General features: G+C 57.0%; 23 protein-coding genes. 6 read left to right on the plus strand and 17 right to left on the minus strand.

Features of this window, described 5'->3' with window-relative positions; all coding sequences use genetic code 11:
* Positions 1-74 precede the first annotated feature (74 nt).
* Positions 75-929: an EamA family transporter gene (locus B145_RS0122030; protein ID WP_018610286.1), complete on the plus strand. Its 855-nt coding sequence runs from the start codon at positions 75-77 to the stop codon at positions 927-929.
* A 14-nt stretch (positions 930-943) separates the two neighbouring features.
* Here B145_RS0122030 and holA read toward each other — a convergent pair whose 3' ends face one another.
* The 3 genes from holA to B145_RS0122045 all read right to left on the minus strand — a co-directional run bounded on the left by holA (position 944) and on the right by B145_RS0122045 (position 3,408).
* On the minus strand, positions 944-1,957 hold the full coding sequence (gene holA / locus B145_RS0122035) for a DNA polymerase III subunit delta (RefSeq protein WP_018610288.1): 1,014 nt from the start codon (positions 1,955-1,957) through the stop codon (positions 944-946).
* 14 nt (positions 1,958-1,971) lie between these two features.
* Positions 1,972-2,481, minus strand: coding sequence for an LPS-assembly lipoprotein LptE (locus B145_RS0122040; protein ID WP_018610290.1), 510 nt, complete (start codon positions 2,479-2,481; stop codon positions 1,972-1,974).
* A gap of 99 nt (positions 2,482-2,580) precedes the next feature.
* Positions 2,581-3,408, minus strand: a complete 828-nt coding sequence (locus B145_RS0122045; RefSeq protein WP_018610292.1) for a MerR family transcriptional regulator — start codon at positions 3,406-3,408, stop codon at positions 2,581-2,583.
* A gap of 472 nt (positions 3,409-3,880) precedes the next feature.
* Between B145_RS0122045 and dut the strand changes: the two genes are divergently transcribed.
* Positions 3,881-4,330 carry a dUTP diphosphatase gene (gene dut, locus B145_RS0122055; RefSeq protein ID WP_018610296.1) on the plus strand — a complete coding sequence of 150 codons (450 nt, stop codon included), beginning with the start codon at positions 3,881-3,883 and terminating at the stop codon, positions 4,328-4,330.
* A gap of 46 nt (positions 4,331-4,376) precedes the next feature.
* On the opposite strand, the gene B145_RS0122060 is transcribed toward dut, so the two are convergent.
* The 6 genes from B145_RS0122060 to B145_RS0122085 form a co-directional block, all read right to left on the minus strand.
* Positions 4,377-5,303: an SPFH domain-containing protein gene (locus tag B145_RS0122060; RefSeq protein WP_018610297.1), complete on the minus strand. Its 927-nt coding sequence runs from the start codon at positions 5,301-5,303 to the stop codon at positions 4,377-4,379.
* 55 nt (positions 5,304-5,358) lie between these two features.
* On the minus strand, positions 5,359-5,754 hold the full coding sequence (locus tag B145_RS27880; protein WP_018610298.1) for an NfeD family protein: 396 nt from the start codon (positions 5,752-5,754) through the stop codon (positions 5,359-5,361).
* 96 nt (positions 5,755-5,850) lie between these two features.
* A complete protein-coding gene (locus tag B145_RS0122070; RefSeq protein WP_026259385.1) occupies positions 5,851-6,288 on the minus strand; it encodes a DUF1841 family protein in 438 nt (145 codons plus the stop codon).
* Positions 6,289-6,334: 46 nt separating this feature from the next.
* Positions 6,335-7,177 (minus strand): HDOD domain-containing protein, encoded by an 843-nt coding sequence (locus B145_RS26700; RefSeq protein WP_018610301.1) that lies wholly within the window; start codon positions 7,175-7,177, stop codon positions 6,335-6,337.
* A gap of 96 nt (positions 7,178-7,273) precedes the next feature.
* Positions 7,274-8,875 carry a hypothetical protein gene (locus tag B145_RS0122080; RefSeq protein ID WP_018610303.1) on the minus strand — a complete coding sequence of 534 codons (1,602 nt, stop codon included), beginning with the start codon at positions 8,873-8,875 and terminating at the stop codon, positions 7,274-7,276.
* A gap of 342 nt (positions 8,876-9,217) precedes the next feature.
* Complete coding sequence (locus B145_RS0122085; RefSeq protein WP_018610305.1) at positions 9,218-9,430, minus strand: YdcH family protein; 213 nt, start codon at positions 9,428-9,430, stop codon at positions 9,218-9,220.
* Positions 9,431-9,678: 248 nt separating this feature from the next.
* Here B145_RS0122085 and B145_RS0122090 point away from each other — a divergent pair, with 248 nt between their 5' ends.
* Complete coding sequence (locus B145_RS0122090) at positions 9,679-9,924, plus strand: DUF3567 family protein (protein WP_018610307.1); 246 nt, start codon at positions 9,679-9,681, stop codon at positions 9,922-9,924.
* A 197-nt stretch (positions 9,925-10,121) separates the two neighbouring features.
* Positions 10,122-10,670, plus strand: coding sequence for a transcription elongation factor GreB (gene greB, locus B145_RS0122095; protein ID WP_018610309.1), 549 nt, complete (start codon positions 10,122-10,124; stop codon positions 10,668-10,670).
* Here greB and B145_RS28345 read toward each other — a convergent pair.
* Positions 10,648-12,465 carry a sensor histidine kinase gene (locus B145_RS28345; RefSeq protein WP_169558566.1) on the minus strand — a complete coding sequence of 606 codons (1,818 nt, stop codon included), beginning with the start codon at positions 12,463-12,465 and terminating at the stop codon, positions 10,648-10,650. The two genes, greB and B145_RS28345, sit on opposite strands and share 23 nt — an antisense overlap.
* Positions 12,466-12,583: 118 nt before the next feature.
* On the opposite strand from B145_RS28345, the gene htpG reads away from it, so the two are divergent.
* The gene (gene htpG, locus B145_RS0122105) at positions 12,584-14,503 is read left to right on the plus strand and encodes a molecular chaperone HtpG (RefSeq protein ID WP_018610311.1); all 1,920 of its coding nucleotides are present in this window, start codon (positions 12,584-12,586) and stop codon (positions 14,501-14,503) included.
* A gap of 101 nt (positions 14,504-14,604) precedes the next feature.
* On the opposite strand, the gene B145_RS0122110 is transcribed toward htpG, so the two are convergent.
* From B145_RS0122110 to B145_RS0122120, 3 genes are all read right to left on the minus strand, one after another.
* Positions 14,605-15,072 (minus strand): hypothetical protein, encoded by a 468-nt coding sequence (locus B145_RS0122110; protein WP_157288583.1) that lies wholly within the window; start codon positions 15,070-15,072, stop codon positions 14,605-14,607.
* Positions 15,073-15,346: 274 nt separating this feature from the next.
* Positions 15,347-16,225, minus strand: a complete 879-nt coding sequence (locus B145_RS0122115; RefSeq protein WP_018610313.1) for a type 2 periplasmic-binding domain-containing protein — start codon at positions 16,223-16,225, stop codon at positions 15,347-15,349.
* 448 nt (positions 16,226-16,673) lie between these two features.
* A complete protein-coding gene (locus B145_RS0122120) occupies positions 16,674-17,315 on the minus strand; it encodes an RpiB/LacA/LacB family sugar-phosphate isomerase (protein ID WP_018610314.1) in 642 nt (213 codons plus the stop codon).
* Between the two features lie 418 nt (positions 17,316-17,733).
* Here B145_RS0122120 and B145_RS0122125 point away from each other — a divergent pair, with 418 nt between their 5' ends.
* Positions 17,734-18,582, plus strand: coding sequence for a carcinine hydrolase/isopenicillin-N N-acyltransferase family protein (locus B145_RS0122125; protein ID WP_018610316.1), 849 nt, complete (start codon positions 17,734-17,736; stop codon positions 18,580-18,582).
* A 279-nt stretch (positions 18,583-18,861) separates the two neighbouring features.
* Here B145_RS0122125 and B145_RS0122130 read toward each other — a convergent pair whose 3' ends face one another.
* The 4 genes from B145_RS0122130 to B145_RS27890 all read right to left on the minus strand — a co-directional run bounded on the left by B145_RS0122130 (position 18,862) and on the right by B145_RS27890 (position 26,887).
* Entirely contained in the window at positions 18,862-19,206 is a 345-nt protein-coding gene (locus B145_RS0122130; protein ID WP_018610317.1) for a hypothetical protein, read from the minus strand.
* A gap of 97 nt (positions 19,207-19,303) precedes the next feature.
* Positions 19,304-20,431 (minus strand): M35 family metallo-endopeptidase, encoded by a 1,128-nt coding sequence (locus B145_RS27885; RefSeq protein WP_157288584.1) that lies wholly within the window; start codon positions 20,429-20,431, stop codon positions 19,304-19,306.
* A 752-nt stretch (positions 20,432-21,183) separates the two neighbouring features.
* Entirely contained in the window at positions 21,184-23,811 is a 2,628-nt protein-coding gene (gene leuS / locus B145_RS0122140) for a leucine--tRNA ligase (RefSeq protein ID WP_026259386.1), read from the minus strand.
* 181 nt (positions 23,812-23,992) lie between these two features.
* Positions 23,993-26,887, minus strand: coding sequence for a PAS domain-containing hybrid sensor histidine kinase/response regulator (locus B145_RS27890; RefSeq protein ID WP_018610322.1), 2,895 nt, complete (start codon positions 26,885-26,887; stop codon positions 23,993-23,995).
* Positions 26,888-26,975: the final 88 nt, after the last annotated feature.

Here is a 26,975-nt window from a genome sequence, read left to right on the forward strand (position 1 = left end):
TTTCCTTGACCCGAGGAAAACGTCAAGTTAATCTGGATTTATCTTGAATTCGAGATAAATCCATGCCGACTAAAATGTCTTTCTTTGATGTTCTTCTGACTGCCTGCGTCCCTGTGATATGGGGGACAACTTATATCGTGACCAGCCAATTGCTGCCGCCGGGCCTACCAATGACGGCTGCGGTGATCCGGGTATTGCCTGCTGGTTTGGTATTGATCCTGTGGACGCGCCATCTGCCTGCGCGGGGGGAGTGCTTACGCCTGCTCTTGCTCTCATTCTTGAATATCGGAGCTTTTCAGGCACTGCTCTTTGTCGCAGCCTATCGTTTGCCCGGCGGGATTGCAGCGTTGCTTGGCGCCTGCCAGCCCTTAGTGTTGATGGGCTTGGTCTGGGTGGTGGAACGTCGCGCGCCGCGCCCGCTGATACTGGCTGCGGCACTGCTTGGTGTGGGCGGAATAGCTTTGCTGCTGGATGTGGCGCATCGGCAGTGGGACATGATCGGGCTTGCCGCCGCCGCATGCGGGGCCGTGGTGATGGCATGCGGAATTTATCTCACCCGGCGTTGGGGGAGCAGCTTGCCCGTCTTGTCTCTCACTGGCTGGCAGTTGCTGCTTGGAGGTGGCATGCTTCTGCCGCTGGCTATCTTCACTGAACCCGGTCTGCCTGTGCTCACGGGGTGGAACTTTGCCGGGTATGCCTATCTGTGCGTGTTTGGCGCGCTCATCGCCTATGCCCTGTGGTTTCGCGGTGTGCGCCGTTTGCCGTCGGTGTCCGTGGCGGCTTTGGGGCTGCTCAGTCCTGTTACGGCGGTGATATTGGGCTGGTGGCTACTCGGGCAGCAGCTACAAGGCTTGCAGCTGCTGGGGTTGGCGCCGGTATTGGCAAGTGTTTACGCTGTGCAATGGGGCAGTATCACGCAACGCGGATGATGCGTGTTACAGCGCTACTGCGCCCGCACACGGAGCGCCAGTTGCAGGAACTCGTCCCAGATATCACCTTTGCCCAGCCCCTTGACCATGCGATCAATGCGGGCTGCATGGACGAGTGCGGCGCGCAGCACGCCCGCCTTCAGGCGCGGAATGGCGCGTTTGCAGAGTGCCTGGCGTGGGCCGAAGACGCGTTCGGCCCGCATGGCTCCATCAATGGGTTGGCCTGAATCCACTGCTCCGCGCAGGTTGGTCAGCGTGCGGATTTCGTTGGTGAGTGCCCAGAGCACGAGTGGCGGGGCCGCACCTTCACCCTTGAGGCCATCGAGCAGACGGGCGCAGCGCACGGCATCGCCTTCGAGCACTGCGGTGCGCAGCTTTTCCGTGTCATATCGGGCTACATTGAGCACTGCGTCGGCTACTTGTTCTAGGCTTAATGGGCCAGGGCCGAAGAGCAGGGCGAGCTTCTGGATTTCCTGATGGGCTGCAAGCAGGTTGCCTTCCACGTGCTCGGCAATGAAAATCAGCGCCTCACGCGGAGCGCTCTGTTCCTGGCGGGCCAGACGCCCGGCAATCCATTGTGGCAGGTGGGCCAGGTCCGGCGCGTTGCATTCCAGGGTGACGCCTGCCTCGGCTATCGCTACGAACCAAGCCTGTTTGCGAGCAGCCCAATCCAACTGTGGCAGGCTGATCAGGGTAATCACACCGCCGTGTGGGTCCAGCTCCTTGGCCGTGCGTTGCAGTGCTTCGCCACCTTCTCGTCCGGGCTTGCCGGTGGGAATGCGCAGATCTATAAGCTTGAGGTCGCCAAACAGCGAAAGGTTGCCGGAAGCCAGCCCGAACTGGTTCCACTTGAAGCCTTGGGTGACGACCAGCACTTCACGCTCTGTGACGCCCTGTTTGCGCGCCGCCGCCCGGATGAGGTCGGCCGCTTCAATCACCAGCAGTGGCTCGTCGCCGTGCAGTACGTAAAGCGGCGCCAGCTCACGTTCAAGGTGTTGCGGCAATTGTTCCGGGCGCAGATTGGGCATGGCGGGGCGAAGGCCTATTTGGCCTCGGGCATCCGAGTGGCAGCCAGACGGCGTATGAGTTGCTGGATAACGTCTTCCTGCATCTCTGCATAAATCACTTTCTCTTCCTGTTCCTTGGCCAGCGCCAGGGCGTCTTTAAAGCTGATGTCCCGAATGACGCTGATTTCGCTCAGTGGGGTGATTTCGCGTCCATCGCGCCCCACCAGACGGAAGGAAAAGTACTGACGCAACTGGTAGGCACTGACTGCACCCGCTGAGTTCAGGCCCAGAATGTCTTTCTCCCTGAAATCATGAACAACTTGCAGGCGCACATCGGCATCGTCTGGTTGCGAGGCAATACGTGTGGTGCCGCTGTAGCCGATTTCACGTTTGACGGCGATGGCAAAGTCCGAATACGGGTCGATACCCAGAAAGATGCTGCGGAAGGGCAGATCCATCGAGCCGCGCAGGTGGAAGCCGCAAGCCACAAGCAGCAGGCAACAGAGTGCAGGCAGCAGCGCTTTGAAGAAATGTTTGGCAGTCATTGGGGCTGGGGCAAGAGTCAGAGAATCAGGTTGGTATTCTAACCCGGATCGTTGGCCAACGCCCACGCAGCCCATCCTGGCTGCGTGGGGTGTGCGGCATCATGCCTGGGCAGATTCCTCCCGTACAGGGATGAACAGATCCGTCTCGGATTTTGCATCCTGAGGTCCGGTGTAGCGCTCACCATAGCGCTCCAAGTCCGGGCCATGGGTGGGGGTGAGTTTCCAGGTCGTCTCCAGCAATTGCCAAGCCTGCCGGAAGGTTTCGCTGATTTCTTGCACCGGCCCTACATGGGTGACGCACACATAGCGCTGTGCCGGGATCGTGGTGCGCTCCATGCCCGTGGGGATGGGTGCACCGGCTACGGTGGCGCATCCCGCGTAGTAGCGGAAGCGCTCGCTGTCGATGCGCTCACAGACGCCGTACCATGCTCCGCCGGGTGTTTGGCCGATGATCTCGCTGCAGCGTGGATTGAGCCGATCCCACAGAGCCGGGATGGGGGAGGGATCTTCGCATATGACAGACATGCCGATGAGGTCAAATGCGGGGAGATCGACGATGGTGTATGGCAGATTCATGACAGACCCTTTCTCGATGTGAAGAATGAAGTGTTCCAACTCATCGAGCAGACGGGAGCGTTCCGCGATCTCGGCACGTAGCGTGTTCTGGTGCTGTCGCAGGAAGGCGGCGAAGTCCTGTGGGTGATCCAGCGCGCCTTGCTCACGCAAGGACTGGATCTGCTCCAGCGGTACTGCCAAGCGTCGCAGATGCAGTATGTGCTCCAGTTGGGCGATTTGTTCCGCGCTGTAGAAGCGGTAGCCCGTATCCGGGGCTACCCACGCCGGGGCAAACAGGCCAATCGCATCGTAATGCCTCAAGGTACGCGTGGTAATGCCCAGCAGACGGGCAAGCTGGCCAATCGGGATCATTCGTCACATGCTCCATGTATGCTCACACTCATCTTCGGCTTTGCCGTTGCGTCAAGGTCAAGCACTTTTTTGGATAAGGCGGAAACCTGTAGTGGGGGATGAGGCTCTACGAACAGGTTCTATGCTACTAGGAGACCTTGGGTATTGGTATCCAATTCAATTTGAAACCCATCCACATTGTTAGCACGAGCTGAGCGAACAGATATTGCCGGTGTGATGATTTTGGCATGGTGGTGTGTGGATTGTTATGATATTTGTTTATGTAATTGAGATGGTCTTTGCTGATTGGTTCTTTTCTATGAAGCAAGCTGTGGTGTTGCTGCGTTCGCATATTGAAACTGTTTGATCACCTTGTGTCGGGTTTGGCAGCGGATCGCCTGTCACGGGGAGTTTGCGCGGATGCCTTTGCCGTGTACACTCGCGCACGGCACAAAATTTGCGCTTTCTTTTTTCTCTTTCTGGTGAGTTCAACATGCAAACGCTCGACATCAAGATTCTTGACCCCCGCCTTCAGGACGCCATGCCCCAATACGGTACAGCCGGTGCGGCCGGGTTGGACTTGCGGGCGTGCATTGATGCTCCTCTGACGCTCAACCCTGGGGATACACACCTGATTCCATCCGGGATGGCGATCCATTTGGCTGATCCAGGGCTTGCCGCCCTGATCCTGCCACGCTCGGGCCTAGGCCACAAGCACGGCATCGTGATGGGCAATCTGGTCGGGTTGATTGATTCGGATTACCAGGGGCAGGTGTTTGTGTCGACCTGGAATCGGGGCAAGGAGCCTTTCACGATTCAGCCGATGGACCGCATCGCCCAACTGGTCGTGGTGCCGGTGGTACAGATGGCGTTGAATGTGGTGACGGATTTCGAAGCCAGCGAGCGCGGTAGTGGCGGTTTTGGCAGTACGGGTCGTCAATAAAGCGCCTTGTACGCTGGGGCCGCCTGAGCGGCCCCGCATCTATCGCCTAGCCTACCTTCGGGCGGGAGGTGTTGAGTACGCTCATTGCGGAGCTGATCAGCCCGGCTACATTGGATAAGTCGGAGGGCACCACCAGGGTGGTGCTGCTCTTGGCGAGGTTCCCATAGGCGGCGACAGCTTGCTCAGCGACCTTGAGTTGTACGGCCTTGTCGCCTCCTTGCTGGTTGATGGCTTCGGCGACGCGGGTGATGGCTGCAGCGGTGGCTTCGGCCACCAGCAATACGGACTGGGCTTCACCCTTGGCACGGTTGATGGCGGCTTCTCGGTCGCCTTCTGAGCGCATCACGGCAGATTTTTGCGAACCTTCGGCAAGGTTGATTTCTTCTTGCCGTTTCCCTTCCGATTGGGCGATACGGGCGCGTTTTTCACGCTCGGCCGTGATCTGCAACTGCATGGCGTTGAGGATGCTCTGGGGCGGCACAATGTCCTTGACCTCATAGCGCAGCACCTTCACACCCCAGGATTCTGAGGCTTCATCCAGGGCACTGACGACTGCTTTGTTTAGCTCGTCGCGGGCCTGCAAGAGCTTGTCCAGTTCAAGTTTGCCGGTTTCCGAGCGCAGGGTGGTCTTGGCGAGCTGTTCGATGGCGAACTCGAAATTCTCGGTGCCATAGGAGGCCAGACGCGGGTCTTGCACCTGATAGTAGAGGATGCCGTCGATCTCCACCTGGGTGTTGTCCTTGGTGATGCAGACTTGCGGGGCCACGTCCATTGGGACTTCCTTGAGGGTGTGACGGTAAGCCACGCGATCGATGAAGGGGACGAGAATGCGCAGCCCGGCGTGGTATTGGTCGTGATAACGGCCCAGGCGTTCGATGATGAAAACGCTTTGTTGCGGCACGATGCGTACCGTTCGGGCGATAAAGACGATGGCGCAAATCAACAGAGCCAGTGGGATGAAGTATGCGGACACGAGACTTCTCCTTAATCGGATAAATTTGGGGTGACGGTTTGTGGAGGTCTGGATTTCAGCGGGGCGTGATGTGCAGGGTGTTGCCAGTCTGCCCGGTGATGGTGACAGAGGTGTTGTCTGCCAGCCCTTGTGGCCCGGTGGCATCCCATTCCGTACCGCGCCAGCGGACACGGTAGCCGGGGCCGTGGGTGGTGACGATGGTGGCTTGTGGGCGTTCAATGATGGGCATGGGCGGGTGCTTGGCGTTGCGCGTGCGCCAACGGTGGACAACCAGAAGACCTGACATGCCTGCCACGGTGGCAACCGTGAGTTGGACGGGGATGTTGATATCCAGCGCGGACAGCGCACAGGCCACGGCGAACGCTGCGCAAAGTACCAGAAGATAAAGCGTGCCGGTCAGTAGTTCGACGACCAGACAGGCTGCGGCGAGGATGGCCCAGGCAATCGTCATGGCGTCATTCTCCTTTTGGTAATGGCACGAATAGTATGCCAAGAAAATGGCTTCTCGGGGCTGTTTTGCCGCAAGGGCAAGATCAACATCAAGTATTTAGTTGTGGCGCCCCGCGCGCTGGCGTACCCGTTCCACGTAGGCCAGTGCATCCAGCGGCGTGCCGTTGCGTTGGGTTTCCCAGATCGTCTCACCCAAGGCTTCCAGCACATCGTGCAAAGCGGCATGACGGTCCCCTTGATGGTGGAGCAGGCAGGCGTCATACGCCTCACGGATGCCGGGAGGTTGGTTGATCGAGAGCTGCTCGTGGATGGCCAGATGCAGTGACAGGTGCAGGAAGGGATTGACCTGTCCGTCTTCGGGGCGGAAATCCCTGAGCGCAGCCTCGGCGTCGCCTAGCAGGGCATGGTATTCAGGATGCTGACCAATCAGTTCGGCGGCAATGGATTCCATTGCGCTGAGGGCTTCATGGGCAAGGTGCTTGCGCCAGGATTCGATGAAGAATTGGCGTGCTTGATCGCGGCTGGGGTTGAACATAATGGGGTCAGACGCAGCCACCACGAGGGCGTTGGCTGCGTGCAAATTACAATCCGAGTGAGCTGACCACCGATTCTAACTGCGATTCGCACTCTTCTGCGAACACGGCAAGCAGCGTCAGGTCTACACCGGAAAGTTCTGGCGAATCCGGGCAGAGCGGGGCGCAGGCCGCGTTGATCTGTTCGCCACGTTCCAGGGCTTCGGCAATCGAGATGGCCAGATTGAGGCGGGCGGCTTCGGCAGCCTGTTCGCCAGCCTCGATGGGTTTGAGCTGATGACGTACAACGCAGGCGAAGGATTCCGGCAATTGCCATTTCAGGATGAGCGCTGCGCCGACTTCGGCAAAATCGCAGCCCAGCATGTCGCGTTCCTTTTGGGCAATATCGCTCAGCGAGTACGAGGCCATATCCAGGATGATGGCGGCTAGGTCTGGTTGCGTCTGGTAGAGCACCAGATGCCCCATGTCCGAGAGCAACCCGAGGATGAAAAAGCGCTCCGGGTCGCGCTCTCCCAGATGCCGTGCCATGCTGCGGCAGAGCAAGGCCCGCCGGATGCTGCCACGCCAGAAGCGCGCCATATCCATCTTCTGGGGGCGGATACCCTGGAAGGTGCTTGCCAGGGTACTTGCCAGCACAATGTCACCCAACTGATTGAGCCCGATCAGGCCGATGGCCCGGCTCAGGGTTTCGATCTTGCGCGGGAAACCGTAAAAGGCGCTGTTGGCAATGCGCAGAACCGCAGCGGCAAGCGAGGGGTCTGTACTGATCAGGTCCGATAAGGCCTGGATGACGACCTCAGGGTCTGCTAGCGCACTACGCACTTTGTAGTAGAGGGTAGGAAGACTTGCCAGTGCGCGTTGGTTTGACACCAGTTCTTCTGCAATGCCCATAAGTCCTCTTACGCTTTGTGATCGTTTTCACCGAGCGGGAATGGTACTCCGAAGCCTGATGCCTGTCCTGTGAAAAATGGCGCGGATATATGGCGTTTAGGTCGGCGCCAATTGCATGGCGACCAGCTCACAACTATGCAGGTGCTCCAAAGCCTTGCTGGAGCATAGTCGCACGGCGGAGCCGTTGCTGCGAACCATCACTTCGATGGGCTGGCGGGATCGGCCCGAAGGCACCACGATGGCTGGCGTCTTGTGTCCGCAGTTGATGCGCGGTAACAGGATGGCCGGGCTGACCGGGGCAGGTTTGTTCGCAGCCACTCCGGCATGTGCGGGCAGGGTAGTGGCCAAGGCACGCTCAGCCAGCAGTTCGAGCCCGATTTCAAATTCCGAACTACTGATGCTGCGTGCCCGGCGGGTGATGCAGATGGCAACCGATGCTCGTTCCTTGAAACGCAGGGCAACAATTTCACCTACACAGATGACCCCGGCCTGCCCGGCCAGGAATCGCAGCCCATAGCCACCTTCGCTTTGATCAATGATGGCCCATTCACTGGTTGGTGCCTGCACAGGGGCGTTTGTTGTTTCATCGGAGCGACGTCGGGTCATGGCATTTTGGGCCACGAACTGGAAGACGGCAGCAAAGCCGGAGACCAGATCGGCGCGTGGCCGCACTCCATTGCGAGAGTGGCGGCGTTTGCGGGGTTCCGACCATTGTTCATGGCAACGGATGAGCAGGGCCAGGTAAGACGGATCATTGGCTGTGCCAGGAAGCCCCAGGCGTGAGGGGAGCTGCCCTGCTTGCAGGCCCTGAATCTGCTCGGCCAGTTTTGCGAGCAAGGGACGGGTGTCTACAAAATGATAGCGTGTGTTGTTGATGTGCTCTTGCTTGAGGCGTTGTGGGCCACGTGCGCTATCGGAAAACGCAAAAATGCCGGTGGTGTCCGCTTCAAAAGTGGGGACTATGGTGCTGATTTTGACCAGATGCGCGTAACGCTCGGTATAGAGGCGCACCTGGGCGATATCGTTCTCCCCGAGTGTAGAAGGATCTGACAACGCCATTAGGCAGCTTTGCGCTACAACCTTGTCGAGCGCGTTGATGTAGTTGGTGACGGCTTCGTCCCGGCTTTCGTGGCGCGCTTCTTCATTCATCAGCAACAAGCTGCGGAACTGTTTCCAGCGTTGTGCCGAGCCGCTTGAATATACCCGGTAGGCAATCAGTGCCCGGCGGTGGATCAACTGTGCGGTATACAGCGCTGCCAAAGGTTGCTGGCGGGCATGCAGCACGCGGAACCACTTGCTGGAAAGTGTTTCGGCCAGCTCGTGGTAGGCTTGGCTGAACGCTTTGAGCAGGCTGTCCAGCGCTGTGGCGATGTTACGGCTCTCCGTGGTCAGTGGCAGCACACTCTGGTTGAGTTGGGTTTCGAGGTCGCACAGGTGCGGCTCTGCACCTTTGAGCAGGATTTCCAGTTGGCGCAGTTGTGCGCGAACGTTTTGTTTCTGCTGACGAATTGCCGTAATCTGCTGGATGAAGCCCTTGACCAGATGCTCTGGCGGCTCCATCGATACACTCTGTACCCAGGCGGAAAGTCCGCCCAATTGTGCGTCGGCTTCGCCCTCCTGCTGAGTGAGCAGGCCACGTAGCGAGCCGATTAAATTCTTACCCGGTGACGGTGCAGTCAACTTGCTGTCTTTATCCACGAATGAGTGCCACGATGAAAACCGGTTATGCCAGATTCACCCGGCAAACCAGCAAGAGCTTGGACTTTCGGCAGGGTAGCCGCACAAGATTATAGAATCATTGCATGTAAAAAACTGATTCCAATTTTATCACCTTGCCATGCACGACGGCGATTTCATTGCCCCACCGCATGCAAATGGCAGACGAACGCCTCTTGCCATGTTGCAAGGCTGGCGCGGTAGCAGAGCGCTGTGGGTATCACTCAGAACCTGTTCATAATCTTACGGCGAGGCCGTGATCGGGGCTCATGCGCTGTTCTTCACACCGTTGACGGCCTCTCGCGACAGATTTTGAACAGGGTCTCAGGCAAGTGTCTCCGGTTGAATCATGCGTTCGATCAGATTGATCCGATCTTTGACAATGAGTTTGCGTTTTTTGAGGCGACGAAGGGTTAGATCGTCGTCCTGCTGGAGTTTGTAGAGTTGATTAATCGTTTTCTCCAACTCTTGATGCTCTGCATGCAGATTTTTCAGGCGTTGGTGCAGGCTCATTGCACTTTCTAGTATCTCGTTCATCGGGTGCCTCCAGCGAACCTGTTGGAATAGCATCTGTTATTCAAGCGTGCTGCTCTGCGTTGCGCAGGAACAGAAAGCCTTGGTTTTATCGTAGGCGCCCGAAGCAATCGTTACAACTCCTGACACTCTAGGGCTTGAGAAAAAAGTGTTTCGGCCCGATATCAAAGTTAAGGGCGATAAACAGAGGGTGATCAAAACTCCGTGTCCGAGGTGTGTACATGAGTGACCTGACCTGACGGAGATCTATCATGCATATCGTACTTAATACCCCTGTTTTGTACGTGGTTGATTACCCCTCGGTAGATGCAATTGAAGTGATTGACAAGCGCAATGCACGTGGTGCGCTTTTTGCCGGGGATACCGCTGCCCGTTTTCGCAAGGAATTGGCCGATGTCATGAGTCAGTCGGAAGATGAAGAGGGCAATGATGCAGATGTTGATGTGTGCCTGGACCACTTTTCAGCCCTGATGACCCAACCTGCGATCTATCAATAAATCAGCCCTGGAAACTGATCATGCCCTTGCTGTGCGGGCATGATCAGTGTTCTAGCGCTGCTGGGATGCTTTTCGTTTTTTTGGATTTCTCTTCACGCTGCCGAGGTCTTTTCCAGTAGAGCACAAACAGATTCCATGCCCGAATGCCGAGGCTTGGGCTGTTTGCACCAGGCGCGGTCTGTGGCATGCTTGGAAGCATGAACAAGGCTTTTGTAAAAGACGATGATGCCGAGGACGACGACGATCAGGTGCAAGCGCCTGCCATCCCGGCTGGAACCAAGTATTACATCACCCGTCGGGGCTTTCTGGTCCTGAAGGAAGAACTCGACCGTCTGGTGCGCGTGGAGCGGCCCGAGGTGGTGTCGGTTGTTTCCTGGGCGGCCTCCAACGGGGACCGTTCGGAAAACGGTGACTACATTTATGGCAAGCGCCGTTTGCGTGAGATCGACCGGCGCATCCGCTTTTTGATCAAGCGGCTCGAATCCGCCACGGTTGTCGACCCCAAGGATCAGGAGAATCTGGAGCAGGTTTTCTTTGGTGCCACGGTCACGGTATGCGATATCGAGGGCGAGGAGGCCAGCTACCAGATCGTGGGGGTGGATGAGGCCAATGCTTCCGAAGGGCGTATCAGCTGGATCTCTCCACTGGCCAAGGCGCTGTTCAAGGCCCGGTTGGGGGATACGGTGCGTTTCATGAGCCCGAGCGGGCCGCGCGAACTGGACATCATCGATATTCGCTACGAGTAGCGCCCGTCCGTATGCGCCTACGCAATACGCGGGCATGCCGGGGGAGTTCGAAGATGAAGCGCGCTCCCGCGTCCGGCTGCGCCTCGGCACGGATGCTGCCATTGTGGCGCTCAATGATTCTGCGCACAGACGCCAGCCCAATGCCGGTGCCGCCAAACCCCTGGTGGGCATGCAGTTGCTGGAAAGGTTGAAACAACCGTTTGGCGTGGGCCATGTCGAAACCGATCCCATTGTCTTCCAGGGTGTAGCGGATTACCTCGTTATCCTCTTGTACGCTCAGGCTGATCATTGCGGGTGTGCGGGTATGGGTGAATTTCCAGGCGTTATGAAGAAGGTTGGAGAGTGCGTTGCGTAGCAGTGCTTCGTCTCCCTCGGTGGGTAGATGTTCAGGGGCCTGGAATTCAACCTGCCGTTCCGGGTGTGCCATGCGCAGATCATCCACGATTTCACGGGCGATATCGGCCAGATCCAGTGCCTGATATTTGAGTGGCGCCCGCGAGACATTGGCCAGACTGAGCAACTCGTCGATCAACTCCCCCATGCGCACACTGGCGCGATAGATACGATCCAGGTACTCCCGGCCCTGGGTGTCGAGCTGTTCTTCGTTGTCCTCTTTCAAGGCATGTGCAAAGCCATTGATCGCCCGAAGTGGGGCGCGTAGATCGTGGGAGACCGAATAGCTGAAGGCCATCAGTTCCCGGTTGGATTGTTCCAGTTCTGCTGTGCGCTGTTGCACCCGCTCCTCCAGCGATGTATTCACCTCGCCCAAGGTCTGGCGAGAGCGTTCGCGGCGGCGCATATCAAAGTGGATGAGCAGGGCGATTACCCCGAGCACCACCAACAAGGCACTGGCCGCCCAGATCAGACGGCGGCGCATCTCCAGGAATTCCGCATCCATCACCGCCTGGGCACGTGATGTACCGACGATCAATGGAAAGTTTTGCATCCGGCTGAAGTTACCGATATGTGTTTTCCCCTCAAAATCAAAGCTCGCCTGATAGATGCCGGGCAAATCCGGGTGAGGGTGGAGGGATCGATTTGTGATGGGCTGCATAATGTCCAGGCGGCCCCCTTGCAAGGGGAAGCTGATCAGGCATCCTCCCTGGTTGTCGAGCAGATGGACCCGATCGTCGCTGCTCAGGCGCACATCCTGGTAAAAAGATTCGATGTAATCCAGATCGATCAGCGCGATGGCCCCCTCCCAGGATTCATTGTGTCCGGCGCCTGACCAGAATTGATAGACAGGCAAAAGGCGCTTGCCACGGGCGTCCTGCATCGGGCGCTGCACCTGGAATGGCTGTCCTCCGGGGATTTCCAGCGCGCTGGGCTGAGAAGGCAGTTCCTGCACGGTAAACTCGGCACGACGCGCAATGATCGGATGGTTCTGCCCACGGTCATAGATTGCCAAAACAGCGATTTCCGGATGCTGGGCAACCGAATGGGTTGCCAATTCCTGCAGCCCTTTGCGTTGGCGTTCCTGGGCCTGCCCGTTCAAGGTTTCGGCTGCAATGCGCAGCATCTTGAGTGACTGGGTACTCTCATCCAGCGTGCGTGAAACGTATTCCTGCAACACGCGAGTCAGGCTGGCAAGCTGCGTATCCTGCATGTGGCGCTGGCGCAGGCGGTCTTGCTGAATCAAGGTGCTGACCCCCATGGCGATGAGGGTGGAGAGCAGGAAGAAGGCGCCAAACACGTACAAGGTCAGGTGCGTGTAACTGCCAGGGGCTCCGTGCGCTTCTTCACGCGAGGCTGGGCCACCCGTTTCAAGTGTGCCTGCAGCAGCGCTTGTGCTCATGTTGTAAGTTTGTCGGGAGTCATGTTGGGCACGGTGTGTCGCAAGGGGGTTGAAATCTTGAACGGGAGCCTCCATATGAGCCGATGTTAACAAAGTGCCTAACCGGAGGATACATCGCATGACTGAACGGGCAGAATTCACCGCCGAGAAGCGTGGCTTTCAAGCTGAAGTGAAGCAGTTGCTTCACCTGATGATCCACTCGCTGTACTCGAACCGCGAGATTTTTTTGCGCGAGTTGATTTCCAACGCGTCCGATGCCTGTGACAAACTACGCTTTGAGGCCCTGGACAACAGCGCGCTCTATGAGACGGATTCTGAGCTGAAGATCCGCGTGCGCTTCGACAAAACCACGCGCACCATCACGATTTCCGACAACGGGATCGGGATGAGCCGTGACGAAGTGATCGCCAACCTCGGCACCATCGCCAAGTCTGGCACCAAGGAATTTTTCTCCCGCCTCTCGGGTGACCAGCAGAAGGACGCCAACCTCATCGGCCAGTTCGGCGTCGGTTTCTATTCCGCTTTCATCGTGGCGGACAAAGTCACGGTCATGACCCGCCGTGCGGGCGAGGGCGCCGAAGCCGGGGTGAAGTGGGAATGCTCGATGGTCGGCGACGAAGCGGGCGAATACGCCATCGAACCCTACATCAAGGCGATACGCGGTACCGACATCATCCTGCACCTGCGCGAAGGTGAAGACGACCTGATCTCCGGCTACAAGCTGCGCTCAGTTATCCGCAAGTATTCCGATCACATCATCCAGCCTATCCTGATGCAAAAGGAAGAATGGAATCAGGAAAAAGCCGAAAACATCCTGAGTGATGAAGAAGAAACCATCAACCAGGCCAATGCCCTGTGGACGCGTAGCAAGAGCGACGTGACCGAGGACGAGTACAAGGCCTTCTTCAAGCACGTTTCCCACGACTATGATGACCCCATCGCCTGGTCGCACGCCAAGGTGGAAGGCCGCCACGAATACACCCAGCTGCTCTACATCCCCAAGCGCGCTCCTTTCGACCTGTGGGACCGCAATCCGCGCCACGGCCTCAAGCTCTATGTGCGTCGCGTCTTCATCATGGATGATGCGGAAAAACTGTTGCCACACTACCTGCGCTTCGTGCGTGGGGTGATCGACTCCAACGACCTGCCGCTGAACGTCTCGCGTGAAATCCTGCAAGAGAGCAAAGACGTCGACACCATCCGTGGTGGCTGCGCCAAGCGCGTACTCGGGCTGCTCGAAGACCTCGCAGAAAACCGCAAGGAAGACTACGCCGCCTTCTGGCGCGAATTTGGCCGCGTGTTGAAGGAAGGCTTGGGCGAAGACTTCGCCAACAAGGACAAGCTCGCCGGCCTGATGCGTTTTGCCTCCACCCATACCGACACGGCGGATGAAGGCGTCTCGCTCAAGGACTACATCGGCCGCATGAAGGAAGGTCAGGAAAAGATCTACTACGTGACCGCTGAGAGCTTCAATGCTGCCAAGAACAGCCCCCACCTCGAAGTCTTCCGCAAGAAAGGCATCGAAGTGCTGTTGCTCGCCGACCGCATTGATGAATGGGCCGTGGGCTACCTCACCGAATTCGAAGGCAAGCAGATCGTCTCCGTTGCCAAGGGCGACCTCGATCTAGGCAAGCTCGAAGACGAAGAGGAAAAGAAAAAGGTCGCCGAGCAGGCCGAAGAGTTCAAGCCGTTCCTCGAAAAGGTCAAGACTGCGCTGGGCGAACGCGTGAAAGAAGTGCGCGTCACACACCGCCTCACCGACAGCCCCGCCTGCCTCGTGGTAGAAGAAAACGACATGGGCGCCAATCTCGCCCGCATGCTCAAGGCCGCTGGGCAAGAGGTGCCAATAAGCGCCCCGATCCTGGAAATCAACCCTGGGCACCCGGTGGTGACACGGCTTAAGCTCGAAGACGCCAAGTTCGACGACTGGGCCAACGTCCTCTTCGACCAAGCCTTGCTCGCCGAAGGCGGCACCCTGGACGACCCCGCCACCTTCATTAAACGCATGAACCAACTGATGCTGGATATGGCGAAGTAATATAGTTGTGAGTTGTTAAAAAGGCCGCGCAAGCGGCCTTTTTTCCCACAGATGTAGGGCGCATTGAGCGCAGCGAACTGCGCCGTACGAGGTGATCCGATTTACAATTTTTCGTCCCGCTCTGGTGTCGGTGTTGTAGCCTGAACTGCCGGGAGCAGGGCGGAGATGTGCTCGGTGACGAATCCCTGCATAGACAACCAGTCAAGCGCACTCTGGTTATCATAGAAATTGCCAATCGCGGTGTCTCGGCGATACTCTAGGCTTTGTCCGTTGAGTAGGCGCACAATGAACTGATCCGGGACCAGTTTGGCAACTGCTACGACGCCATGCTGCCCTGCCCATTCTGTAAACTGCTGGGCTTCCTCAAGCCCTTCCGGTGTGCTTCCCCGCCACTGGCGTAATTCGTACAGCAGTGCCCAACGGATGGGGCTGCCTGCTTGCCGCCAGGCGTTCTGGACTGAGGCCACAGCATCGTGAATGCCTTGACGGTTGAAAGGGCCGTGCATGATGACCACGCAGATCTGGTCCTGCCAGTACACGACGTGAGCTCCATGTTGCGAGAAACGCATGCTGTCCTCCCGGACACCAGAAGGGGACTCTACTTAAGTATAGGAGCTAGATCGTGATGGGCATTCGGGGTTTGCCCGCGTGTAGGGGTTAAAAATCTCTGGCGAAGATCTCGGAATAGCGGAGGACCGACCGTCTCCAGAGTTAAGGCCGTAACCCGGAGCAGGCTGAAAAAGCGTAGCACCCTCTGACGCGTGGCGACTACTTGAAACGATAGCCTGCATCGGATGGTACTTTTGGTTCATCTGCTTTGCGTGCGCGGGGCGCAATGCTATGTCAATAGACCTCTTTGGGGTTGAGATAGTATTGCTTGTAGTCGAAATCGATTCGATCAATATTTGGGGTGCTTAGGTATAGGATTTTACGCTTGGAGAGATTGGCGAACACCAGGGCTTCACGAAACTCGTCAAGCCAGAGTTTCTTCATCGTTCCGTTTTTGTAGGCAATCTGCATGCCTGCTTCAATTCTGCGTAGGGCTTCGCTATTGCTTTTGTTGGAAAAGAAAAAGCGCGGCAGGGCGTAAGCCACAGCGATATGGGTATCGTAATCCAGATTGCGTATTTTTTGATGCTTTTTGAATTCCGGTTCAAGTTCGTTGATGCCCCTGCAGAACAGGTCGATCCGGCTGGCCGCCACCATGTTGAAAAGGCTTTCGTAGCTAGCCACTTCTGTGACTTTCAAGCCGTTGTAGCGCAAGATCGTGACATCTGCCCAGCCAACGCCCTGGCCGATGTTGAATGCTTTGAGATCATCAAGTGTATTAACCTGACTGAACGCTTTTCTTGCCAAGGGTGATACAAAACATATGCGATACCCGGTGACGCCAAAATCAATTGGAACATGCACATAATCAATTCCCTTGTCGAGAAAATCATTTGTAAAAGTCGTCATGACTAAAAGATTGGGAAGTGAATTTTTTGAAGTTTCGACCAAGGCCCGCGCTGTATTCATGGGCGGAGATACCCGTATTTCATAATCGTCACCGGTAGCGGTAGCGTCGAGTGCCAGCTTGATGAGTTTGAAGTTATAGGCTTGGCGCGGATCGCTTTGGCTTTCCGGAGCGGTCAAAGTCACGATCAGCTTTTCTGTGCCAGCCCAGCAGGCATTGCAAAGCAATGCAGCTGCAAGCAAAGACCTGAAAAAAACTGCGAACATGTTGGTTCCTGTGATCAGTGCATGGATTTATCTTAGCATTTTCAATTTAAATGAAAGAATAAGATTGGGTAATTAGTGGTAAACCAGCGGACGTGCTGATCAGGCATCCCGGCTGTTTCTGTGCGAGGGTACGGGGTTTTCCGGGGCGAGGGCTTGTCGATTCTAGCTATTGATTCTGAACGGGCGCTTGAATCCGGCGCGTGGTGTGGCGCCTTCTCTATCCGGTAGCGGATTTGCAGCAGGAGGCTTGATTCAACGCTTAAGGCGCATCACTTGTAGCCGAGGGGGTAATTTGCTGCGCACGCGTTTGGGGGGCATTGTGGGATGCTGAAGGCGTCCCCTCGATGATTCCTGTTCTACCAAGTCAGTGCAGATAAGCAGGCGCCGAAAACAACAAAGCCCGCATCTGCGGGCTTTGTAATGTGATCAAACGCGCGGAGCGGATGGATCAGGCAGCGAGCACGCCCTTCAGGTAGGCGGCGATGGCGTCGTCCTGGCAGTTGGCGAAGAAGTATTCCTGGAACTTCTCACCGGCGATGGCGGCCTTGAGCAGGTCTTGGTCGACTTCCTTCAGCACGGTCAGCATGTCCTTGCAGGATGCGGCCTTCACATCCTTCAGGATGCCACGGTTCTTGGCCATGATGGCAGCGCGTTCCTTGGGGTAGCCCAGGCCGCGTTCGCCTTCGAACAGCTTGCGATACACGTCTTGCAGGTTCAGTTCAGCGGCCCAGCCGAAGCCCTTGGCGTAGGGCATGGAGATGGCGTTGCCGTCGTTGATCTGGCCGAACAGGAAAGCGTCGGTGGGGTCGATCACTAGACCGCAGAACACGCCGGGCATGGCGTTGCAGGCCAGCATGGCGCCCATCCCGGTGCCACAGCCGGTCACCACGAAATCAGCAGCTTTGGAGTTGAGCAGAATGCCAGCGAGCAGGCCGTTCATCACGTAGGTGAGTTGAGCCTTGTCTTCAGCGGCGTACATCCCGTAGTTGAACACGGTGTGGCCCAGCGGTTCGACAACAGTCTTGAGCGCGTTGACGATCACGGCGTTCTTGGCGGCTTGGCTGTTTTCGTTGATCAGAGCAATTTTCATGAAAATCGTACCTTTTGTCTCGAAGATGACGCGTTGCGTCTCACGTTGAAAAATGTTGTTATTGCGGATCTGCGGGCCTCAGGCGCTGCCAGGAAAACAAACAGACACCAAGCCCATCAAAACCCCAAGGGTAAACCTGTATCAGTATAAACACAAATTGATCCTAAGCCCAAGCTCAGGACTGAACTTTTTACGTTGAAGTTGCTGTTTTGTGATCGTTATCATCCGGGAAGAGGGAAAAGCAGCCGCCGCAGCCAGATTCGGGCGAAATGTCTGTTTCTCGGGGGGCTGGAGCGGGCTGTAGGAGTGGCTGACCGCACAGTGCCCGCCAATAAGGAATTCCGGTACGATGCGCTCAAAGCCCGGGCATGGCGCGGCCAAGCCCCGTGCACTCTATCGGTCTGCTGGAGGAATTATCATGTCTGCCATACTTCGCCTGAGCCTTGTTGTGCTGGTGGTGAGTCTTCCCTTGCACGCGCAAGCCTGCACCCTGTGGGGGGCTGCCGGGGCCGATGCTGCCGATGGCACCATCCTCTCCAAGAACCGGGACTGGAAGCCCGATCACCAGCAAAGCCTCAAGCTCGTCCGCCCCGCACAGGGCTATGCCTATTTTGGCCTGTACGCAGAGGGTAACGACGAACCGGGGCTCAAGGCGGGTGTGAATGAGAAGGGGCTCTCCATCGTTTCCGCTTCCAGCAATATTCCCAACGCATCGCGTCAGCGCCAGTCCGGCAAACATGGCATCATGATCGACATTCTGCGCCGCTTTGCCAGCATTGACGCACTGCTGCCGCAAGCCGACCGCATATTCGCGGCCTCCTACGCCAACTTTTTCATGATTGCCGACGCGCACAAACTGCTCGTTGCCGAAATCGGCCTGGATGGCCGCTTCCGCTACAAGGTCGTTGATCAGGGTGCCACTGCCCACACCAACCACTATCTGGACGACGCCCTGGCAGGCCAGTTTGAAGACCAACCGGGGCGCAGCAGCGCCACCCGGCTCGCGCGTGTCAATGAACTCCTCGCCCAAGCCCCACGCCCGCTGACCGCCGAGCAATTCGCCCAGATCAGCCGCGACCATCATGATGGCCCCAACAACAGCCTCTGGCGCAACGGCCGCGAACACACGCTCGCCTCCTGGATCATCAGCCACCCTAAAAACAGCGCCCCTCACCTGCGCGTCGTTCTCAACAACCCTGGTCAGGACGAAAGCATTCAGGAATTCACACTGGATGAGGCATTCTGGCAAAAAAACGATAATCCGTAGTCATGTGAAATGCCTTGAGAAATGTAGAGACCGTCTTGCCAACCAAGCACTAAAATTGTGACAACACATTATTTGCGTCACCCGCAAATATGTTCATCATATCTATAATTTTCATGTGGTGGATTTTACGACAAAAGCGTTGGGAGACGCCTTCGGCTTTCCCAACCTACCGCACTGACCGTCCATAGGGGAGGAGGGGGGCATCAACCCGCGTAGCATGGCGTCGTCAGCAAATGGCATGCAGGATTGCTTGCAAACGGTGGTGCCTGTTTGGTGCAACTATTTCGGTAGCAATTTCCCTGTTTTCTTGTCCAGAAAAAACACTTGCCCCTTGTTGTTCTCCACGCGGATTTTTCCTTTTTGCAGCTTCAGGGCGTTGATGATCGTCCATTGCACATCTTGTTCGAGATTGGGTGTGGATTGATCTGCCGACGCTTGTTCAAAGACGACCTGTTTCCAGAGTACTCGATCGGTTTTTACCACGCGGGCTTCCACGTAATTGGCGTGGCTACGGTATTCCACGCCATGATCCATCACAGGCTTGGGGTCGGCGACTTTGGCCTGTACGACTGCAGACATCAACAATGCTCCGAACATGATGGGTTGAAGGCTCTTGCGTATCATGATTTTCTCTCTTGCAAACAAAAACGTCTGCAGATGTGAAATGGAAAAACCACTGCAAGCTTGGCTTGCAGTGGTGCGTGTCCGTCAAGTCTGAAGCTTACAGGCTTTCTGCGAAATGTTCGACGTTGTCGGCATTCTGGACAGCGTTGTCCGGGCTGCTGATGGCCAGGTCCTTGCCTTCTTGCAGGCCGTATACGTAATCTTCTGTTCCACCGTTGATGAAGAAGTGACTGGATTCGTGGATGAGCGTACCTGCCTTGGAGTCATAGCCCGTGGCGGCCGCGCCCCAGTATCCGCGCCCGATGTAGATGTGATAGGGGTCGTTCTGCTGCACATATGCCATGTTGCTGCTGTATTCGCTGGTGTCGTCGCATTCCAGGCGGATTGTCTGACTGGCGAATTCTTTGGCGATGCCGTCGAAATGCGCCTTGACGGTGGCAAAGCGGGTTGCGGTGTATGCACCAAACCAGGTGTTGTAGAGTGTGCCGCCCTTTGGATTGGCCTTAATCCACGCAACTGCCTTGTTGTTGTAGGTGGTGGCGTTGGTGATGGCGGTTTTGAGGGTGGCCTGACGTGAGGTGGAGCAACTGGTGAACTGCAGGGTCATGCCAGATGCCTTGACGACGGCGCTGGCTGCAATTGCAGATTGTGCGGTGGCTGTAGTCTTGAACTGGAGGGTGCCCGGCGCGCCGGTGAAGGACAGATGCTTGCTGTCGTCCAGATTGATGCCGGTTCTGGTGCGCGCGCGTACAACTCCTTGGGAGGCAGGGGCGCTGTCGAGCACACTCAACTGGTTGGCGCGGAAATTGATGGAGAAGTCTCCGCCACGCTCCATGTCATAGAACTTGGCGATGTCGATGTTTGCCGTATAAGCAGAGCCTGCCTTGATTTCCACATAGTCGCTGGCGGTTGGCGCAACGTACTTGACCATAATGCCGTGGTATGACAATTCCTGTCCGTCACGTGTAACACGGAACTGGTTGTTTGTCAGGTACTGGCTATTGGGGAGTTCCCGTTTCAGTACCCATACAGAATGGGTGCTGACGTTTGTCAGGGTGAACTTTGCCAGTGGCGCAGTGCTTTTCTGCTTGTCAAACGTGAAGGCTACAGATGCGTTGAGTGAGGTGTTTGGCGTAGCTGCCTGTGCAAACCCGGCACCTGCAATCAATAGTGCTATGACACAACTTTGTGAGGATTTGACCCCAAGTCTAAATATGGAACGCATGATTTTCATTTTTCCTTCATGTGTTTGTGTGCTTTATGAAAAATTCGTAAGCAAATAGAATGATGCTGATTGCGAATTTTGTGTTGACTCTATATGTGCTTGTCAATTTTAGTCAACGTATGAATTCGTTCTAAAATCATAAAAAATGTTCGATGTATAGTAAACATATGAAATTTTTGGGTTTTTTATCTGGGGGTTTGGGATTTTAGCCGACAGGCGTAGCCCATGAAGGTTTTGATGTCATGTGTGCCATTCTTCCGGATGGCGTAGAAAGAAGGCATATGAAGTTTGTATTGATATTTGATCGGATTTTGATCAGATCAAGGTTGGGGCGGGCGTGTTGGGTAATGAACGGGCTGTGTGTGAGGTGTGTGCAAGGCCGGGCCTTGATGCCAATCTCTATGCCAGCCGTGGGGCGAAGGTGGCATAACCCAGGTGCGTAGCGTGTTGTGGGTGGGCTTGGATGGTTGTATGCGAAGCGGCCCGGTTTGGTGGATAGCCCGATCCGCCCGGCGTGCTGGGTGCAGGCGACCATGTAGACGTGGGTAGCCTCGGGTATCCAGTCGGAGCCTAGGACGAGCAGGATCACGTAGACCTTGGTCAATAGGGGGCTTGTGTCGGGCGCCTCATAGCCCTCTTTGGGGATGCTGAAATGGCCCGTTGTTCAGGCGACTGTGCGCGGTTTGATTTTGCGGGGCGGGAGGAATAAAAAAGGAGCCCGAAGGCTCCTTTTTTGCTCAGATCAATGCAGATCACACCACGATGTTGACCAGACGGCCCGGCACCACAATCACCTTCTTTGCAGGTTTGCCGTCCATGAATTTCTGGGCGGTTTCGGACGCAATCGCCAGCGCTTCGATGGCGGCCTTGTCGGCGGTGGCAGGCACCTTTACCGAGCCACGGGTCTTGCCCAACACTTGCAGCACGAGTTCGATTTCGTCCTGGACCAAGGCGGCTTCCAGCGGTTCGGGCCAAGTGGCCTGGAGGATGTCAGCGCCATATCCCAACTCGGCCCATAGCGCATGGGTGATGTGCGGCGTGATCGGGGAGAGTACGCGCAGCAGGATGGCAAAGCCCTCTGATACCACTTCGGCAGCCTGAGCCGAATTGCGTGGGGCTTTTTCCAATGCGTTGAGCATCTTCATCGTGGCCGAAGCCACGGTGTTGAACTGCTGCTTGCCCAAGTCATAATTGGCCTGCTTGAGCAGTAGATGGATTTCGCGGCGCAGCGTAGCCAGATTCTCGGGCAGCTTGGCGCTGGCAAGTGTGGAGGCGGCAGGCAGTTGCGGCTTGATCTGCGTGGCATAGGTGTAGCCGAAGGTCCACACGCGCTTGAGGAAGCGGTTGGAACCTTCAATGCCTGCATCGCTCCACTCCAGGGTCTGTTCCGGGGGGGCGGTGAACATCATGAAGAAGCGGGCAGTGTCGGCACCGTATTGCTCAATCATGGCATTGGGGTCGACGCCGTTGCGCTTGCTCTTGCTCATGGTGCCAAAGCCGCCATAATCCACGGGGTTGCCGTCTCGTACGGCAGTGGCACCAGTGACGCGGCCTGCTTCGTCCTTGCTGAGGTGGACTTCTTCGGGGGCAAACCACTCAATGCCGGTTTTATCCGAGCGGCGCGAGAACAGGTGGTTGAGCACCATGCCTTGGGTGAGGAGGCGCGAGAACGGTTCGCGGTAGCTCACCAAGCCCATGTCGCGCATCACCTTGCTCCAGAAACGCGAGTAGAGCAGGTGGAGGATGGCGTGTTCGATGCCGCCGATGTACTGATCCACCGGCATCCAGTAGTCGGCACGCTCGTCGACCATGGCCTTGTCGTTACCCGGTGTGGCAAAGCGGGCGTAGTACCAGGATGAGTCCACAAAGGTGTCCATCGTGTCCGTCTCACGCCGTGCGGGCTTGCCGCACTTGGGGCAGGGAACGTTGAGGAAATCTGGGCGACGGTTGAGCGGGTTCCCTGCGCCATCCGGCACGCAGTCTTCGGGCAGCACAACGGGCAGTTGTTCGTCTGGCACAGGCACTGAACCACAGCAGTCGCAGTGGATGATGGGAATCGGACAGCCCCAGTAGCGCTGGCGGGAGATGCCCCAGTCACGCAGGCGCCATTGCAGCTTCTTGTCGCCTAGGTTCTTGGCTTTGAGGTCGGCAGAGATGGCGTCAATCGCTGCTGTGTAGTCCATGCCATCGTACTTGCCGGAATTTACACAGATGCCTTCTTTGGTACCGTACCACTCTTGCCATGCATCGGTGGAGAAGGTTGCCTCGCCTTGCTTGATGACTTGCTTGATCGGCAGCTTGTATTTTTTGGCGAAGGCAAAATCACGCTCGTCGTGTGAGGGCACGGCCATTACAGCGCCATCGCCGTATGTCATCAGCACGTAGTTACCGACCCATACTTCGACCGATTCGCCCGTGAGCGGATGGGTGACAAAGAGCCCGGTGGGCATGCCTTCTTTTTCCATGGTCGCCATGTCGGCTTCCATCACCGAGCCGTGCTTGCATTTCTCAATGAAGGTGGCCAGTTCCGGCTTGTTCTTGGCGGCGTGGGTGGCGAGCGGGTGCTCGGCGGCCACGGCGCAGAAGGTCACCCCCATGATGGTGTCGGCGCGGGTGGTAAACACCCACAGCTTGCCATCGTTGATGAGCGCACCGGCTTCATCCTTGATCTCATGCGGGAAGGCAAAGCGCACCCCGGTGCTCTTGCCGATCCAGTTGGCCTGCATGAGCTTGACGCGCTCGGGCCAGTTGTCCAACGTATCCAGATCGCCCAGCAGTTCTTCGGCGTATTGGGTGATCCCAAGGTAGTAGCCGGGAATCTCGCGCTTTTCCACCACGGCGCCGGTACGCCAGCCGCGCCCGTCGATCACCTGTTCGTTGGCCAGCACGGTCTGGTCGACCGGGTCCCAGTTCACCACCTGGGTCTTCTTGTAGGCGATGCCTTTTTCCAGCATGCGCAGGAAGAGCCACTGGTTCCACTTGTAGTAGTCCGGCTTGCAGGTGGCTAGCTCTCGGCTCCAGTCAATGGCAAAGCCCAGCGATTTGAGCTGGCCCTTCATGTATTCGATGTTGTCGTAGGTCCACTTGGCGGGCGGTACCTTGTTGGCAATGGCCGCGTTCTCGGCAGGCAGGCCGAAGGCGTCCCAGCCCATGGGCTGCATCACATTGTAGCCGCGCATCTTGTGGAAACGGGTCAGCACGTCGCCAATCGTGTAGTTGCGCACGTGGCCCATGTGCAGCTTGCCCGAGGGGTAGGGGAACATCGACAGGCAGTAGTACTTGGGGCGGGTGGCGTCTTCCACGGCCTTGAAGGCGGCGGTGGTTTCCCAGTGTTGCTGGGCGGCCTTTTCAATGGCGATATGGTTGTACTTTTCCTGCATGGCTGGCTGTGTAGTGGGCTGCGACATGGACGGACTCGTTACGGTTCTTGTTCCAGAATCCGCCATTTTAGCAGGCTACGCAGCATTGGCCGCAGTTCTCCTTGGGTTTTGTGTCAAAAGGGGGCGCGAAACGCGTGAAAAACAGGTGCAGGAAGGGGGGGCGGAATGGGTGCAGCCAGGATCAGGTATGCATGGTGATGAAGGCTTCCAGCCCCGCGCGCAGGGTGGGCCACTGTTCTTCCATGGGGAGCGTCTGGTGGTGGCGGGCAGCGGCTTCCAGCGTCTGGGCCATGTGGTGCAGTTTCTGGTCGGCAAAGTAGCCGGTTGAGCCTTTGATGCTGTGCAGTTCTTCGGAAAGGGTGTGGAAGTCTTGCGTTTTGAGCGCTTCGTCAATACTGGCGAGTGCGCTGCGGAAGGTCTCCACCATCATCGGGGTCATCTCGGCAGCAAGTTCCGGGTCGTCCACGTTGAGTTTCGGGGCCAATACCATGGCAGCCGTGGCCTTGGCGGCGGTAATGGGGACGCAGTGTGCATTGGCATGGCTGCAGTTCGGGTTGGGTTGTAGCGCTATGCCTTGTGCAAGCAGCACTTCGATGGTGCGGGTCAGTGCTGCATGGAGCTGGTTCTCTTGCACGGGTTTGGTGAGGAACTCATCCATGCCAGCATCCAGGTAGTATTCCTTGTTGTCGGTACTGGCGTCAGCCGTCAGGGCGACGATCCGAATATTTGGATTGCGTACCTGCCAGGTTTCGTTGCCCCCGGCGCGGATGCATTGGGTGGCCTCGCGCCCATCCATTTTTGGCATATGCCCGTCCATCAGGACCAAGTCATAATCGGCTGTTGCCAAGGCTTCCAGTGCAGCCAACCCGTTGTCGACGATCTTGACCTCATGGCCCATATTGCGCAACTGGGCACGCACAATCATCTGGTTGACTGTTACGTCTTCGGCGCATAGTACGCGCAGGCAGTGGGAGTGCGGAGGCAGGACATTGGGTTTTTCTTCCGGGGGTTTGTTGCCAAGTTTGAGTGGCAGCAATACTTCAAAGCATGCGCCCTGGCTTTCTTCGCTACGCACGGCAATGCTGCCCCCCATCGCTTCAACCAGCTCACGGCAGATGGCCAGTCCCAGCCCGGTGCCCCCAAAACGCCGGGTGGTGGAACTGTCGGCCTGCTGGAATTTTTGAAACAGGCGGGGGATGGCTTCTGCCGCAATACCGATTCCGGTGTCTTGCACCCGCAATTGGGTGTTGCCATCCGAGAGGTATTTGAGTTCGACGTGGATATGCCCGGTAGGTGTGAATTTGATGGCATTGCTGACCAGATTGGTGAGAACCTGGCGAATGCGGATCGGGTCACCTACTTGGTAGGGGGGGAGGTCTTCGGCAATCGATACTTCAAAACGCAGCCCTTTCTGCGAGGCGTGGTCGCGGAACATGGGCAGGGTGTCTTCTAGCAGACGGCGCAGCGAGAAGTCGATGCGCTCAAGCTTGAGTTCTCCTGCTTCAATCTTGGAGAAGTCGAGAATGTCACTGATGATGGCCAGCAGCAGCTCAGCGCTGGAGAGACTGGTTTCAACATAGGTGCGGGCTTCGCCGTTCAGGCTGGTCTCGTTGAGTGCCAGCCGCAATGTACCCAGTACGCCATTGAGCGGTGTGCGGATTTCGTGGCTCATGCTGGCCAGGAACAGGGATTTTGCCGTGCTGGCCTGTTGCCAGCGCAATTCTGCCTCACGCAGCGAAGTGATATCGGTCAGCACGCCAATGCGCACGGGTTGTTGCTCCAGGCCGCTGGAGACGACTTCGCGCATGATGAAGCTGCGCGGTTGTGGCGTGCCGGTGCTGAGTGTCATTTCACATTCACGCACCTGGCCTTCAGGCAGATCGATTGGGTTCCTTGTTTGCAGCCCCTGTGCCAGATCGTGGCGGGGCAATTCGTCCATGCGCTTGCCCAGCAGACTTGTGTGGGGGGCGCCCGCGAGGGTGGCCAGCGCCGAGTTGGCCATCAGTAGTTTCCTGGTGGAGAGGTCTTCCACGAAAAGCGGTGTGGGTAGCGCATCAAAGATGCGTTGCAGAAAATCCCGCAGTCGCGACTGTGCCTGCAAGGCCAGTCTTGCTTCGCGTTCAGCCCTGCGCCAGCTGGTGATGTTGAAGTTGGCTCCGACGATGACCTTGTTGCCTTCCGCGTCCAGGCAACTGCCTTTGGAGATCAGGCGGAAACGTTCTTCACCACTGACAGGGTGCGTGGTGCGTTCTTCCTTGAGTATCACCTTGCCTGCCAGTACATCGCGGTCTTCCTCCAATACCAGGCTGGCAATTTCGGGCGAGGGAGCAATCATGACAGGCGTGTTGCCGATCAGGTCTGTAGCCGCGATCTGGCGCTCTTGCAAGAACGCTTCATTGACCATCAGGAAGCGGCTTTGTGCATCGCGCACATATACCGGCTGCGGAATCACATCAATCAGGCGCTGGATGAAGGACTGCGTACGCTCACGGCGCTCCACCTCACGTTGCAGGGCTTGCTGCAATTCACGTTCGGCAATTTTCCAACGAGTGATGTAGAAATGTGCCCCCACTACCACCGGGGAGCCATCCATCCAGACAGAGCGCCTTTTGGTGACGATCCGGAAACACTCTTCCCCTGTGCTGGGCAGTGTGGTGTGCTGCTCTTTTTCCAGGTCATTGCCTGCAATCACGTCCCGGTCTTCTTGTGCCGAGACCGTGCCGGTGGGCACATCTGCAGTCAGATCAATATAACTCATGCCGATGATGGCGGCCTTACTGAAACGGTGTTCCCGGGCAAAGGCGTCATTGACCATCATGTAGCAACTATCGGCCCCTTTGATATAGACAGGGTCGGGGATGCCATCGATGAGGCGCTGGATGAAGGCATGCGTACGTGTAGCATGATTCTGCGCGCGCTTGTGCAGTGCGTGGGTACGTCGGGCAGGCAATACCACACAGCATACGGCCACCAGCATCAGGCATACAGGCACAGGCAAGCCCGCGATAAAGCCCAGCCAGCCGGCCAAGGGGGCCAGCAATGCCGCAAGAAGGATGAACAAGGTGTCTCGATTCATGGATGCTGCCCAGTTTTATTCAATAGCCTATACCTCTGCAAAGGGCCAAACAGCCGTACTGTTATTTCCAGAATAATGCACCGCTACG

It is taken from the genome of Uliginosibacterium gangwonense DSM 18521, from assembly GCF_000373965.1.
In the GTDB taxonomy this organism is placed as follows: domain Bacteria; phylum Pseudomonadota; class Gammaproteobacteria; order Burkholderiales; family Rhodocyclaceae; genus Uliginosibacterium; species Uliginosibacterium gangwonense.

Excerpts from the sequence above, each read along its gene's own strand:
- B145_RS0122030 (WP_018610286.1), top strand. The coding sequence starts at position 75 with ATGTCTTTCTTTGATGTTCTTCTGACTGCCTGCGTCCCTGTGATATGG.
- holA (WP_018610288.1), bottom strand. The coding sequence starts at position 1,957 with ATGCCCAATCTGCGCCCGGAACAATTGCCGCAACACCTTGAACGTGAG.
- B145_RS0122040 (WP_018610290.1), bottom strand. The coding sequence starts at position 2,481 with ATGACTGCCAAACATTTCTTCAAAGCGCTGCTGCCTGCACTCTGTTGC.
- B145_RS0122045 (WP_018610292.1), bottom strand. The coding sequence starts at position 3,408 with ATGATCCCGATTGGCCAGCTTGCCCGTCTGCTGGGCATTACCACGCGT.
- dut (WP_018610296.1), top strand. The coding sequence starts at position 3,881 with ATGCAAACGCTCGACATCAAGATTCTTGACCCCCGCCTTCAGGACGCC.
- B145_RS27880 (WP_018610298.1), bottom strand. The coding sequence starts at position 5,754 with ATGACGATTGCCTGGGCCATCCTCGCCGCAGCCTGTCTGGTCGTCGAA.
- B145_RS0122070 (WP_026259385.1), bottom strand. The coding sequence starts at position 6,288 with ATGTTCAACCCCAGCCGCGATCAAGCACGCCAATTCTTCATCGAATCC.
- B145_RS26700 (WP_018610301.1), bottom strand. The coding sequence starts at position 7,177 with ATGGGCATTGCAGAAGAACTGGTGTCAAACCAACGCGCACTGGCAAGT.
- B145_RS0122085 (WP_018610305.1), bottom strand. The coding sequence starts at position 9,430 with ATGAACGAGATACTAGAAAGTGCAATGAGCCTGCACCAACGCCTGAAA.
- B145_RS0122090 (WP_018610307.1), top strand. The coding sequence starts at position 9,679 with ATGCATATCGTACTTAATACCCCTGTTTTGTACGTGGTTGATTACCCC.
- greB (WP_018610309.1), top strand. The coding sequence starts at position 10,122 with ATGAACAAGGCTTTTGTAAAAGACGATGATGCCGAGGACGACGACGAT.
- B145_RS28345 (WP_169558566.1), bottom strand. The coding sequence starts at position 12,465 with ATGAGCACAAGCGCTGCTGCAGGCACACTTGAAACGGGTGGCCCAGCC.
- htpG (WP_018610311.1), top strand. The coding sequence starts at position 12,584 with ATGACTGAACGGGCAGAATTCACCGCCGAGAAGCGTGGCTTTCAAGCT.
- B145_RS0122110 (WP_157288583.1), bottom strand. The coding sequence starts at position 15,072 with ATGCGTTTCTCGCAACATGGAGCTCACGTCGTGTACTGGCAGGACCAG.
- B145_RS0122115 (WP_018610313.1), bottom strand. The coding sequence starts at position 16,225 with ATGTTCGCAGTTTTTTTCAGGTCTTTGCTTGCAGCTGCATTGCTTTGC.
- B145_RS0122120 (WP_018610314.1), bottom strand. The coding sequence starts at position 17,315 with ATGAAAATTGCTCTGATCAACGAAAACAGCCAAGCCGCCAAGAACGCC.
- B145_RS0122125 (WP_018610316.1), top strand. The coding sequence starts at position 17,734 with ATGTCTGCCATACTTCGCCTGAGCCTTGTTGTGCTGGTGGTGAGTCTT.
- B145_RS0122130 (WP_018610317.1), bottom strand. The coding sequence starts at position 19,206 with ATGATACGCAAGAGCCTTCAACCCATCATGTTCGGAGCATTGTTGATG.
- B145_RS27885 (WP_157288584.1), bottom strand. The coding sequence starts at position 20,431 with ATGCGTTCCATATTTAGACTTGGGGTCAAATCCTCACAAAGTTGTGTC.
- leuS (WP_026259386.1), bottom strand. The coding sequence starts at position 23,811 with ATGCAGGAAAAGTACAACCATATCGCCATTGAAAAGGCCGCCCAGCAA.
- B145_RS27890 (WP_018610322.1), bottom strand. The coding sequence starts at position 26,887 with ATGAATCGAGACACCTTGTTCATCCTTCTTGCGGCATTGCTGGCCCCC.